Annotated in this window: 9 protein-coding genes and 2 pseudogenes; 4 read left to right on the plus strand and 7 right to left on the minus strand. The window is 73.6% G+C overall.

Translation table 11 applies throughout. The features are described from left to right. From SSBG_RS33575 to SSBG_RS04875, 3 genes and pseudogenes are all read right to left on the minus strand, one after another. Positions 1-235 (minus strand): annotated as a pseudogene (locus SSBG_RS33575) (hypothetical protein); the annotation flags it as partial. Between the two features lie 228 nt (positions 236-463). Then, positions 464-1,204, minus strand: a complete 741-nt coding sequence (locus SSBG_RS04870) for a hypothetical protein (protein WP_008745105.1) — start codon at positions 1,202-1,204, stop codon at positions 464-466. Between the two features lie 148 nt (positions 1,205-1,352). Further along, on the minus strand, positions 1,353-2,669 hold the full coding sequence (locus SSBG_RS04875) for an MFS transporter (protein WP_008745106.1): 1,317 nt from the start codon (positions 2,667-2,669) through the stop codon (positions 1,353-1,355). A 242-nt stretch (positions 2,670-2,911) separates the two neighbouring features. On the opposite strand from SSBG_RS04875, the gene SSBG_RS04880 reads away from it, so the two are divergent. Both SSBG_RS04880 and SSBG_RS30680 read left to right on the plus strand, forming a co-directional pair. Continuing rightward, entirely contained in the window at positions 2,912-3,277 is a 366-nt protein-coding gene (locus SSBG_RS04880; protein WP_234010370.1) for a hypothetical protein, read from the plus strand. A gap of 188 nt (positions 3,278-3,465) precedes the next feature. Further along, a pseudogene (locus SSBG_RS30680) lies at positions 3,466-4,469 on the plus strand (IS5 family transposase). Between the two features lie 41 nt (positions 4,470-4,510). Here SSBG_RS30680 and SSBG_RS04895 read toward each other — a convergent pair. The 3 genes from SSBG_RS04895 to SSBG_RS04905 all read right to left on the minus strand — a co-directional run bounded on the left by SSBG_RS04895 (position 4,511) and on the right by SSBG_RS04905 (position 8,621). Then, positions 4,511-6,580: an iron ABC transporter permease gene (locus SSBG_RS04895; protein WP_008745110.1), complete on the minus strand. Its 2,070-nt coding sequence runs from the start codon at positions 6,578-6,580 to the stop codon at positions 4,511-4,513. A 188-nt stretch (positions 6,581-6,768) separates the two neighbouring features. Further along, on the minus strand, positions 6,769-7,752 hold the full coding sequence (locus SSBG_RS04900) for an iron-siderophore ABC transporter substrate-binding protein (protein ID WP_008745111.1): 984 nt from the start codon (positions 7,750-7,752) through the stop codon (positions 6,769-6,771). Beyond that, a complete protein-coding gene (locus tag SSBG_RS04905; RefSeq protein WP_008745112.1) occupies positions 7,749-8,621 on the minus strand; it encodes an ABC transporter ATP-binding protein in 873 nt (290 codons plus the stop codon). The genes SSBG_RS04900 and SSBG_RS04905 overlap by 4 nt, the downstream gene beginning before the upstream one ends. Before the next feature lie 209 nt (positions 8,622-8,830). On the opposite strand from SSBG_RS04905, the gene SSBG_RS04910 reads away from it, so the two are divergent. After that, positions 8,831-9,913: a fatty acid desaturase family protein gene (locus SSBG_RS04910; protein WP_037868967.1), complete on the plus strand. Its 1,083-nt coding sequence runs from the start codon at positions 8,831-8,833 to the stop codon at positions 9,911-9,913. Positions 9,914-10,045: 132 nt separating this feature from the next. On the opposite strand, the gene SSBG_RS04915 is transcribed toward SSBG_RS04910, so the two are convergent. Next, complete coding sequence (locus SSBG_RS04915; protein ID WP_008745114.1) at positions 10,046-10,717, minus strand: ScbR family autoregulator-binding transcription factor; 672 nt, start codon at positions 10,715-10,717, stop codon at positions 10,046-10,048. A gap of 648 nt (positions 10,718-11,365) precedes the next feature. Between SSBG_RS04915 and SSBG_RS04920 the strand changes: the two genes are divergently transcribed. Next, positions 11,366-12,064 (plus strand): HAD family hydrolase, encoded by a 699-nt coding sequence (locus SSBG_RS04920; protein WP_008745115.1) that lies wholly within the window; start codon positions 11,366-11,368, stop codon positions 12,062-12,064. The last annotated feature ends 86 nt before the right edge of the window (positions 12,065-12,150 follow it).

Below are 12,150 nucleotides of genomic sequence, written 5' to 3' on the forward strand. Positions count from 1 at the left end.
GCGGGGTGGGCGCCGGGGGCGGGCTCGGCTCCGGGGGCGGTGGTGTGGGGGGCGGCGGTGTCGGCCGGGGCGGGTGGTGGTGACCGTTGATCTCGACCCACGCCTGATTGGTGCAGACGACGAGGTGACCCCCGAGCGGCCCGCCCTCGATGAGCACCGAGGTGCCGCCCGCGTACCCCGGCAACGGGCAGAACGCCGTGGCCGCCATGACCCCGGCCGTGATCCAGCCTGCCATTCGCCCCCTCCTCCTCCGGCGCTCACGCACCGGGACGCGCACCGCGCCGGACCCTCACGCCCGCGCGGGGGCGGGAGCGGTTCCGGCGTACGGAGCAACGAACGGGCCGGGCAAGGGACACGCGACACGAGGGAGCACGGAGGCGAAGGGGGGGCGCGGGGAGCGTCGGCGTGCGCCGGACGGGGGACGCGGCCCCCGTACCGGCTTCTGATGCCGCTCCCCCGGGTGTCAGGCCGTCATGTGGGCCGGGTCCACGATCTCGTCGTCGGCCGGCTGGTGCACCTCGACCTTCTTGCCGTACTCGGAGAAGGTCATGTCGTTGGGCTGGGAGCCCTTCGTCTCGGTGCGCAGGAGGTAGGGCTCGCCCTCGGTCGCGACGTGCATCGTGAGGTTCTTGCCGCCCTTCTTCTTGAGCGCGAGGGCGTCCTTGCCGGCGACCTCGCCGGTGTCGCCGCGCTCAAGGCCCCGGCGCTCGGACTTGTCCTGGTCCATCGAGGCGAGGAACGCCTTCTTGTCGCAGAGCGAGGCGTCGGCGCTGTCGGCGGGGGCCTTGACCCACTTGCCCGCGAGCTTGTCGGCGAGCTGGGCGCCCTGGTCGCCGGAACCGCCGCTCGCCTTGGCGGAGTTGGTCCAGAACTTCTCGTCGCCCTTGATGAGGATGTCGCCCCCGTCGCGCAGCAGCTCCGCCTCGGCCCCGTCGCCGCTCATGGTGCCGGTGCAGTGGCCCTTGTCGTCCACGCGGATGTCGACCTTGACGACGTTGCCGCCCTTGAGGTGCGACGTGCCCTTGAGGTGGACGGAGGGGGCCTTGTCGGTCGCGGCGACGGCCTTCGCCGCGATGTCGTCGGCCTTCTGCCCCTTGAACGCCTCGTCCGCGTCGCCCGGGCCGCCGCAGGCCGTCAGGGCGAGGGCCCCCGCGCACAGCATTCCGAGCGCCGCCGCCGTGGTGCGCGTCCGCCTCGTCGTCATGGTCCCGCCCTTCCGCCGGTCGCCCGACCGGCCGCCGATGACGTCCCGTCACGCGACGGGACTCGGCGCGCGTACCCGCGAAAACGCTTCCTTCACAGAAAGGGCACAGAAAATCCGGCGCGCGCGGGCCGTCCGGGACGGGCCGGGGTCACTCGCGCGGGGCGGCGGCCGGCGCGTAGCGCCAGAAGGCGGGGACGAGGACGGCGAGGAGGACGACGGCGACGACGACGAGGAGCCCGCCGCCCACGGTCGCGCCGCGCGCGCCGACGGCCTCGCCCACGGTGCCGTGGAGCAGGTCGGCCAGGCGCGGGCCGCCCGCGACGACGACGGTGAAGACGCCCTGCATCCGGCCGCGCATCTCGTCGGTGGCCTCCGACTGGAGGATGACGCCCCGGAAGACCATCGAGATCATGTCGGCCGCTCCGGCGAGGGCGAGCATGAGCGCGGCGAGCCACAGCGAGTGCGCGAGCCCGAGCCCGGCGACGGCGAGTCCCCAGGCGGCGACCGAGAGGACGACCATGACCCCGTGGCGGCGGATGTGCGAGTACAGCCCGGAGAAGACGCCGCACAGCAGGGCGCCGACGGGGAGGGCCGCGTAGAGCACGCCGAGCGCGGCGTCGCCGCCGAAGTAGGAGTCGGCCATCTCCGGGAAGAGCGCGCGGGGCATCCCGAGGACCATCGCCGCGATGTCGGCGACGAAGGAGACGAGGAGGAGCTTGCGCGGCCACAGGTAGCGGAAGCCGTCGAAGATGTCCTTGAGCCCGGCGCGGCGCGCGGCGGCCTTGAGCGGGGGCAGCGGCGGGAGCTTCCACACCGCCCACAGGGTGATGACGAGGGCGAGCGTGTCCACGAGGTAGAGCGTGGAGATGCCGAGGAGGGGGGCGAGCGCCCCGGCGAGCAGCGGGCCGAGGATCTGGCCGAACTGGGCGACGGTGGAGGTGAGCGCGGTCGCGGCCGGCAACTGGGCCTCGGGGACGAGGCGGGCGACGGAGGCGGTGCGGGTGGGGGCGTTGATGCCGAAGAGCGCCTGCTGGAAGGCGAGCAGGACGAAGAGGACCCCGACCGAGTGCATCCCGAGCGCCGCCTGCGCCCAGAACAGGAGCGAGGTCAGGGCGATGCCCGCGTTGCTGAAGAGGAGGAGCGTGCGGCGGTCCCGCAGGTCGGCGATGGCGCCGCCCCACAGCGCGAAGACGACGAGCGGGACGAGCGCGACGGCCCCGGCGACGCCGACGAGCGCGGAGGAGCCGGTGTCGTCGTAGATCTGGAGGGGAACGGCGACGGCCGTGAGCTGGCTGCCGATCGCGGTGACGACCGTGGACGACCACAGGCGGCGGAACGGCTTGATGCGCAGCGGGGTGGTGTCGACGGTGAAGCGCCGGCGGCGCTGCGCGGGGACGGGGGTTGGGGCGGGGCCCGGCGGCTCGTCCTCGGTGCTCTCGGTGGGCTGGTGAGCGCTGTCGGCCACCGGAAGGACTCCGTTTCCCGGCGGGGCGGCGGTCCGCGGTACGCCGACGCGCCACCCCTGCCGTGTCGTGCTGGGCAGGAAGGCTGTGACGCGTTGGGTGACGTTAACGCTTACGGTCGCGGGCCCGGGCGCGGGGGCGCGGAAGCCGAACCGCACGAACCTAACCGGAATGGGTGACACCGGTCAACACGGGGTTCACGGAGCGGTCACGGGACATACCAAGAGGAACGGAGGAGGTCGTGATGGGTGACGGCGAGGACGGCATAGGTCTGTCGGACGCGGAGGAACGGGCCATCGCGCTCACCCCCGCCGAGGAGCGGGCCATCGCGGTGACCCCGACGGAGGGGCGGGGCATCGCGCTCACCCCCACGGAGGGCCGGGGCATCGCGCTGACGGAGGCGGAGGAGGCGGCGGTCCTCTCGGGCACGGGGAGCACCGCGACGTACGACCTCGACCCGCCGGGCACCCACGAACTCCTGCCGGAGGGGCCGCGGCTGCACGCCCCGTCCCAGCTCCCCGATCACCACGTACCGGACCTTCCTGCACTCCCCGGCCCCCCGGGGCCCCGCCCCGAGCCCCGCTCCTCACACGCCGGAGAGGCTGAATAGTTGCCCGGACGCGGGACTCACGCCGCCCGGAGATCCAGCCCGTCCGGCGTCCGAGGTCCGGGGTCCGGGGTCCGGGGTCCGGGAGGAGCCCCGGGGACAGCCCGCCCGGCGCTAGGGAGCGTATCGAGTCGTGATCAATCTGCGGGATGTGCCTTCGTGGCACGGTCTGGTCCGGTAGACCGTCGTACGTGACGCGAGTGCAACTGACCGACCCGGAGTGGGATTTCATTGAGCCGTACCTGCCGATCGGCGAGTACGGCCCGTACCCCGAGCGGCTGCGGCAGCAGTTCGAGGGCGTGATCTGGCGGTTCAAGACGGGCGGCCAGTGGCGGGAGATACCGGCAGAGTTCGGCGCCTGGTCGACCGTCCACAACCGCTTCCGGCAGTGGCGTGACGCCGGGGTCTTCGAGGCCCTGCTGGAGGGCCTGATCGCGGAAGCCGCGAAGCGCGGTGAGGTGGACCTGTCCCTGGTCAGCATCGACTCCACCACCGCCCGTGCCCACCACGACGCGGCCGGCATGCACCTCGACGAGGACGTCGTCACCGCCCTGGAGAAAGCCGCCGCCGAGGCGGAGAAGGCCAGGTCAAAGGGGGCGGCTGCGACGAACAAACCGGGCAGGAGACCGAAAGCGATCCCGCGCGGGAAGAACGACGGCGCGTCCGGCGCCGACGCAAACTTCGGCTGAAGGCCGCCCTGCTCGGACGCTCCAGGGGCGGGCAGACCAGCAAGATCTATGTCGCCGGCGACCGCAAGTGCCGCCCGCTGGCGTTCATCCTGACCGAGGGGCAGGCCGCCGACAGTCCGCAGTTCATCCCAGTGCTGGGGAAGGTACGGGTCCGCGGGCTCGTCGGCCGTCCCCGCACCCGGCCGGACGCGGTCGCCGCAGACAAGGCGTACTCGTCCCGCGGCAACCGTGCCCACCCGCGCAAACGCCGTATCAAAGCGGTCATCCCGGAGAAGAAGGACCAGGCCGCCAACCGGAACAAGAAGGGCTCCCACGGCGGCCGGCCCGTCAGCCACAACGCAGACCTCTACAAGGAGCGGAACACCGTCGAGCGTCTGATCAACAAGCTCAAGGCATGGCGAGGCATCGCCACGCGCTACGACAAGACCCCCGACAGCTACCTCGCCGGACTCTACCTACGCGCCTCGATGATCTGGATCAAGGACCTCACACGAGCAGCCTCTTGATCACAACCGAATACGCTCCCTAGCGGGGCCGGCCGGTCCCGCTAGCGCCGGGTCCGTACCAGCAGGTAGATGAAGTACGGCGTCCCCACCAGCGACGTCATCAGCCCCGCCCCCAGCTGGGCGGGCGCGATCACGGTCCGCCCGAGGGTGTCCGCCAGGACGACGAGGCACGCCCCCAGGAGCACGGCCGTCGGCAGGACCCGCGCGTGCCGCCGCCCCACCAGGGCCCGCGCCGCGTGCGGCGCGACGAGACCGACGAAGCCGATCGTCCCGGCCGCAGCGACGGCCGTCGCCGTCAGGACGACGGCCGTGCCGAGCAGCAGGAGGCGGCGCGGCGGGAGCGGCAGGCCGAGCAGGCGGGGCGTGTCGTCGTCGAGCGAGACCAGGTCGAGGTCGCGGCGGGAGGCGACGGCTACGGCCCCGCCGAGCAGGAGCGCGATGCCGACCGGGAGCAGGTCGGGCAGCTCGCGCCCGTACGTCGAGCCGGAGAGCCAGGTGAGGGCCTTGGCGGCGTTGAAGGGGTCGGTCAGGACGATGACCAGGCCGATGAGCGCGGTCGTCGCGGCCGAGACCCCGATGCCGACGAGGATCACGCGGTTCTGCCGGAAACCGCCCCGCGCGGCGAGCCCGAAGACGAGCAGGGCCGCCGCGGCGGAGCCCGCGAAGGCCGCGCCCGCGATGCCCCAGGTGCCGTTACCGGTGACGGCGGTCGTGGCGAGGACGGCGCCGAACGCGCCGCCGCCCGAGACGCCGAGCACGCTCGGTTCGGCGAGCGGGTTGCGGGTCACGGCCTGCACGAGGGTGCCGGAGAGGGCGAGCGCGGCCCCGGCGAGGAGCGCGGAGAGGACGCGCGGGACGCGGGTGTCCAGGACGAAGGAGATCGCGGAGCCGGCACGGCCGGTGGCCCAGTTGGTGAGGTCGCCGAGCAGAAGGACGTTGTCGCCGAGGAGGGCGCCCGCGACGACGAGGCCGGCGAGCACGACGACGATGACGGCGAGGGTCACGAGGTAGGCGGCCCGGCCGGGGATGCGGGTGCGCTCCGGCTCCTGCGCGTCCCCGCCCTCCTTGAGCCGTACCGCCATGACGACGAGGAAGACCGCGCCGAGCAGGCTCGTGACGGTGCCGGTCGGGATGCCGGTGGAGCGGTCGGCGGTGACGAAGGTGCGGAGCAGGACGTCCGAGCCGAGGACGAGCCCCGCGCCGACGAGCCCCGCGAGGGGGATGTTCACGCGCGTCCGCGTGAAACCCTGGTAGCGGGCGACGAGGGGCCGCACGAGCGCGGGCGCGCACAGGCCCGCGTAGCCGAGCGGGCCGGTGAGGGTGACGGCGGCGGCGGCGAGCAGCGCGGTGAGCACGACGACGGTCAGCCGCGTGCGGCCCACCGCGACGCCGAGGCCGCGCGCCGCGTCGTCGCCGAGAGCGAGCGCGTCGAGGCGGCGCGAGACGAGGAGCAGGCCGAGGAGCGCCGCGGCGATGACCGGCAGCATCTGGAGGATGCCGTCGAAGCCGTTCTGCGCGATGGAGCCCTGGTTCCACTGGAACAGGCCCTCGGTCTCCTGCGGGAACAGGAGCAGGAGGGATTGCGTGACGGCGTCGAGGCCGAGGGCGAGCGCGGTGCCGGCGAGGACGAGGCGGACCGTGCCCGTGCCGAGCCCGGAGACGCCGAGGACGACGGCGGAGGCGGCGAGCGCGCCGACGAAGGCGACGCCCGAGGAGGCGAGGAGCGGGACCGAGACCCCGGTGACGGCGAAGAGCGCGAGGGCGAGGTAGGAACCGGCGTTGACGGCGAGCGTGTCCGGGGCGGCGAGGACGTTGCGGCTCGTCGTCTGGAGCGCGCGCCCGGCGGCGCCGAGGGCGATCCCGACGACGAGCCCCGCGACCGCGCGCGGCAGCCGCGAGGCGGCGACGACGGAGGCGGAGGTGTGGTCGCCGTCGCCGGTCGCCGCGTGCCACACGTCGGAGAAACCGACGTCGGAGGTGCCCTGCGCGATGTCGATGACGGCGAGGGCCACGACGACGAGGAGGAGCCCCAGCGTGACGGCCGGCGCGCCCCGGCGGTGCGTGGGGGCGGGGGTCTCCTGGACGGGAGGGCGCGTTGCGGTCGCGGTCATGAGCCTTGTTTCGTGACGTCCGGGGCGGGAGGAAGGGCCGCGGGGCGGGGAGTACGGGGGCGGGTGCCGGGCCGGTGGGCTCGCCCCCGGGCGCCGGGCGCCGGTACGCCGGGCGGCCCCGGGGGACGCGGGTCCCCGGGGGCCGTCGGCGGCGGCGGGCCGTCAGGTGCGGCGGCCCGCCGGGCGGCTCACTTGGTGAGCGCCTTGACGAGGCTGTCGATGTAGGCGGTGCCGGAGGCCGTGTTGCCGAACTGCCAGATGCCGTCGTCCATGCGGTGGACGTGGTCGTTCTTGACGAAGGGCAGCGACTTCCAGACGGAGTTCTTGGCGAGCTTGGCGAAGGGGTCGCCGCCGTCGGCGTCCGAGGCGATGTAGACGAAGTTCACGTCGCCGAGCTTGGTGAGGCCCTCGACGTCGGTCGAGGCGAGGCCGTACGCCTTGTCGCTCTTGAGCTTCCAGGCGTTGGTGAGACCGAGTTCGGTGTTGATCTCGCCGAGGAAGGAGTCGCCGGTGAAGGGCCGGACGGAGACCTGGTTGCCGGTGGCCCAGCCGTCGGCGTAGGCGATCTTCCGCTTGTCGGCGCCGGCCTCGGCGAGGGCCTTCTTGCCCTCGGCGAGCTTGTCGCGGAAGTCCTTCTTGACCCTGGTGGCCTTGTCGCTCGTACCGGTGGCCTCGGCGACGAGGTCGAGGGTGCGGTCGACGGTCTTGAGCTGCTCACCGCCGGTGGCCGAGGTGGCCTCCAGGACGGGGGCGATCTTGCGGAGCTGCTTGACCGCGGCGGGCTTGAGGTCGGACGTCGCGATGATGACGTCGGGGTGGAGCGCGGCCACGGTGTCCATGCTGGGCTCGCCGCGCATCCCGATGTCCTTGGCGCCGTCCCCGAGCGGGGCGGCCTTGTCCCAGGCGCGGTAGCCCTTGATGTCGGCGACGCCGACGGGTGTGACGCCGAGGCTGAGGGCGGCCTCGGTGACGTTCCACTCGGTGGTGACGATCCGCTTGGCGGGGCCGTCGAGCGTGATCTTCTGGCCCTTGTCGTCGGTGAGGTGGACCTTCGCGGTGGCAACGGAGCCCTTGGAGGCGGGCTCGTCCTTCGCGGGCTCCGAGGAGCCGCAGGCGGCGAGGGTCATCGCGGCGGTGGCCGCCGCGGCCGTGGCGAGGAGGAGTCGTCTCATGGCGTGGGGTGGAGCCTTTCGCTTCTGGTGCTGTGGCGGCCTATCGCGCGGGTGCGCGGCCGGCCGGTGAGGGGGTCGGTGTCGACCTCGATGCGGATGCCGTAGACCTCGGTGAGGCGCTCGGAGAGGAGCACCTCCTCCGGGGTGCCGTCCGCGACGACGCGTCCGTCGCGCAGCAGCGCGACGCGGTCGGCGACGGCGGCGGCCTGGTCGAGGTCGTGCAGGACGACGCCGACGGCGATCGCGTGCTCGTCGGCCAGGTCCCGCATGAGGTCGAGGAGTTCGACCTGGTAGCGCAGGTCCAGGTAGGTGGTGGGTTCGTCCAGGAGGAGGATGCCGGTCTCCTGCGCGAGGCAGCTCGCGAGCCACACGCGCTGGAGCTGACCGCCCGAGAGCTGCTCGACGGGCCGCTCGGCGAGCCCGGTGACGCCGGTCAGGCGCAGCGCGCGCTCGATCGCCGCGGTGCCGTCGGGATCGGTGCCGCCCCAGCGGCCCTGGTACGGGTAGCGGCCGAACTCGACGACGTCGCGCACCCGCAGCCCGCCGGGGGTGGGCCGGGCCTGGGTGAGCAGCGCGACGCGGCGCGCGAACTGCTTGGGGGCGAGCGCGAGCGCGTCGACCCGGTCCGTGCCGTCCTCCTCCAGGTGCACGTCCCCGGCGCGGGGGCGCTGGAGGCGGGCGAGGGTGCGCAGGAGGGTGGACTTGCCGCTGCCGTTGGGTCCCACGAGCGCGGTGACCTCGCCGGGGCGCAGCGACAGGGCGGCGTCGTGGAGGACGTCCGCGCGGTCGTAGGCCACACAGACGCCCGCCGCGGTGAGGCCGTGGCCGCGCGTACGGGGGGTGGTGAGCGCTCGTTCAGCTGGTTTCACGCCACGAAGGCTAGCCTAACCTTAGATGGCCGCAGAACCCACCCCGGCGCGGAGCACGGGGGACACCCCTGCACCGCGCCCCCACAGTCCTCGCAGGTCACGGAGGGCGTTACGGGGGTTAGCCCCCGGTCCGCTCACCGGGTGGCACCCCCCTCGGTCCGGGCGTCAGCAGGCTGCCGCCCGAAGCCCGGGAGGCGAAGACTCTTCCCATGACGATGACTCCCCTCGCACCCCGCCCGGTGCCCGCGCCGCGCGGCGCAGGTGACCGGAGCGGCGGGAGCGATTTCGCCCGCCTCGCCCAGCGCATCAGCGCGGCCGGACTGCTCGACCGGCGCCCCGGTTACTACACCCTGCGTCTCGGCCTGGTCGCGGCGGCCCTCGCGGGTGGCTGGACGGCCTTCGCGCTGCTCGGCGACTCCTGGTGGCAGCTCGCCGTGGCCGCGTTCCTCGCGCTGGTCTTCGGCCAGGTCGCCCTGGTCGCACACGACTTGGCGCACCGTCAGGTGTTCCGTACGCGGCGGCCCAGCGAGATCGGCGGGCGGCTCTTCGGGAATCTCGGGATCGGCATGAGCTACGGCTGGTGGATGAACAAGCACACCCGCCACCACGCCAACCCGAACCACGAGGAACTGGACCCGGACGTCGCCCCGGACATCCTCGTCTGGTCGAAGGAGCAGGCGCGGCACAGCAAGGGCATCGCCCGGCTCCTCGGCGGTCACCAGGCGGCGCTGTTCTTCCCGTTGCTCACGCTGGAGGGCTTCAACCTCCACGTGTCGAGCGTGCGGGCGCTGCGCAAGCCGGAGATGAAGCAGCCGGTCCTCGAAGGGGTGCTGCTCTTCGCGCACCTGGCGGGGTATCTCGCGGCGCTCTTCCTCGTCCTCTCGCCCGGCAAGGCGGTCGCCTTCCTCTTCGTGCACCAGGCGCTCTTCGGCGTCTACCTCGGCTCCACCTTCGCGCCGAACCACAAGGGGATGCCGACGCTGTCCGGGAACGACCGGCCCGACTTCCTGCGCCGGCAGGTCCTCACCTCGCGCAACGTGCGCGGTGGGCTCGTCACCGACGTCGCCCTCGGCGGCCTCAACTACCAGATAGAGCACCACCTCTTCCCGAGTATGCCGACCCCGCACCTGCGCCGCGCCCAGCCGCTCGTCCGCGACTACTGCGCCGAACTCGGCATCCTGTACCACGAGACGGGGCTGCTGCGCTCGTACAAGGAGGCGCTGGCGCATCTGCACCGGGTGGGCGAGCCCATCAGGCGCGGCGTCGTGGCCCCGGCGGCGACCGAGGGCTGAGCGAGAACGGCGCACGAGCGGGGGGCCCGGGACGGGGACCCGGGTGACAGGGTTACGCGGGTACGGAGCCGGCGCGGAGTGGCCGGTACGGGGTCGGGCCGGAGCCGTCGGGCAGGGGCCCCGGGCGAGCGCTCAGGCGCGCTCCGCGAGGGGGTGGTCGGGCTCCGCGGAGGCCCGCGCGGCGCGCTCCAGGAGGCCGGGGTCGCCCCGCCGCACGTACAGCGCGGGAAGGACGAGGCGCCACCACTCGTACAGGCGCTCGCCGACGATCTGCCCGCGCCGCCTCCCCTCCGCCGCGCCCCTGCCGGAGCCCGCGCCCTCGTGCGCGTCCAGCGGGGCGGTGAGGACGGAGACCCCGTAGAAGGCCCGGACCAGCGCGGGAGCGGTCCGGGCCGGACTCACGCCCGGGCTCAGCGTGCCGCGCTGCCGGGCGCGGGCGAGCAGCCGCGTGGCACCGAAGGTCCAGGCCCCGAAGGGGTCGGGGAGCGGCGCGGCGATCGTGGCGCGCTCGGCCCACAACCGGGCCCCGGCGCGGGCGACCGGGTCGTCGGCGAGGCTGCCCGCGACGGCGAAGCTGAGCCCGACCAGGTTCTCCAGGGGGCATACGTCGCGGGCCGTGTAGCGGGGCCACAGGTGACGCCAGTCGGCGAACCGGTCCCGGACGACGGCGAGGGCCACGCCCTCCTTGTTCGTGTAGTGGAAGTAGACGGCGCCACTGGTCCGCCCGGACCTGGCGCTTATGTCGTTGATGCTCGTCGCGGCGTAGCCGCGCGTGGCGAAGAGGTCGGCCGCCGCTTCCAGCACCTTTCTCCGGGTCGCCTGCGCCCTTTCCTGCAATGTGCTGTCCACCTTCGCTCAACATGGTCGTGACACCCGGGAAATCTAATGCGCCCGCGTACGCCGGGAATACGAACGGACAACTCGCGCCCGGAAATTGTTCCTTTCTTTCGGGCGTGCACGCTTCCGGGTGATTGCGCGCGGCTTCCCGCCCGCTCCCCCGCAGCTTCCCGATCACCTGACCGGGGAGCCGCGTCAAGGTCAACTCAGCTGCACGCGAACCTCGTTGACGCATTTCACGGAATACCCGGAACCCCTTCGCCACTCCCCCCGGACGAGCGCTTCGCACACACAACCGCAACTGCGGGTGATTGCGGGGGATTCGCGGACGGAAATAACGTAGCGCCCATGATGTTTCGCACGAGAGCCGCCTGAACCGCGCCCACCCGGCGCGAGGGTCCCGCCTCGTCGTCCGCCCGGAAGCGCGCCGTCACCGGCACGGGCTGCCCGGCCCCCGGCCAGGCGCCTTCCCCGTCATCGCTCCCTGACTCCCCCGCACTCGCGCCGCGCGAGCGCCGTGCGGCTCTTCCCACCCTCGCGCGTCCCTTTCCTCCCGCTTTCTCCCCCGCGCGCGGCCACCGTCGCGCACCGTCCCCTCCCGGAAAGCGCACCACCATGAACGACTTCACGCACCCCCTGCTCTCCTGGACCCCCGAGGCCGCCGTGCTCGACTGCGACGGCACCCTCGTCGACTCCGAGCGGCACTGGCACGAGGCCAGGATCGCCACGCTCGCCACGCTCGGGCTGCGGCCCTCGCCGGGCTTCGCGGCCCGCGCCCTCGGGCTCCACTACGCCGACTGCGGGCGGCTCATGGCCGAGGAGGCCGGAAAACCCGAGCTGGCCGAGGAGATGACGGCCGAACTCCTGCGCCGCTTCACCGCGCTCGCCGCCGCCGACCCCGTCCTCATGCCGGGCGCGGGCGCCTTCGTGCGCGCGCTCGCCGAACGGCTGCCGCTCGCGGTGGCGAGCAACTGCCCGCGCGAGGTGGTCGAGGCCTCGCTCGGACGGGCCGGGCTGCTGGGCCACTTCCAGCACGTCGTGGTGCCGGACGCCGAGGTACGGGCGAAGCCGGAACCCGACGTGTACCGCCGGGGCGCCGAGTTGCTCGGCGTCGAGCCGGGCCGCGCCCTCGCCGTGGAGGACACGCTGACCGGCGTGGCGGCGGCGCGGGCGGCGGGGCTGCGCGTGCTCGGGGTCGGGGACCGGCCCGCCGAGGCGGAGCGGGCGCACCTGTGGGTGCCGACGCTGGACGCGCCGGTGCTGATGGCCTGGGTACGGGCGCACGTGACCGAGGCCCCGGGGCCCCGCCCCTGACGCCCCGCCGCAAGGCGCCGCACGCCGGGGGTTCAGCGCTCCAGAAGCGGCGGCAGCTCCCGTACCTCGCCGTTCGCCGAGGCGAA

Source organism: Streptomyces sp. SPB074, from assembly GCF_000154905.1.
Taxonomy (GTDB): domain Bacteria; phylum Actinomycetota; class Actinomycetes; order Streptomycetales; family Streptomycetaceae; genus Streptomyces.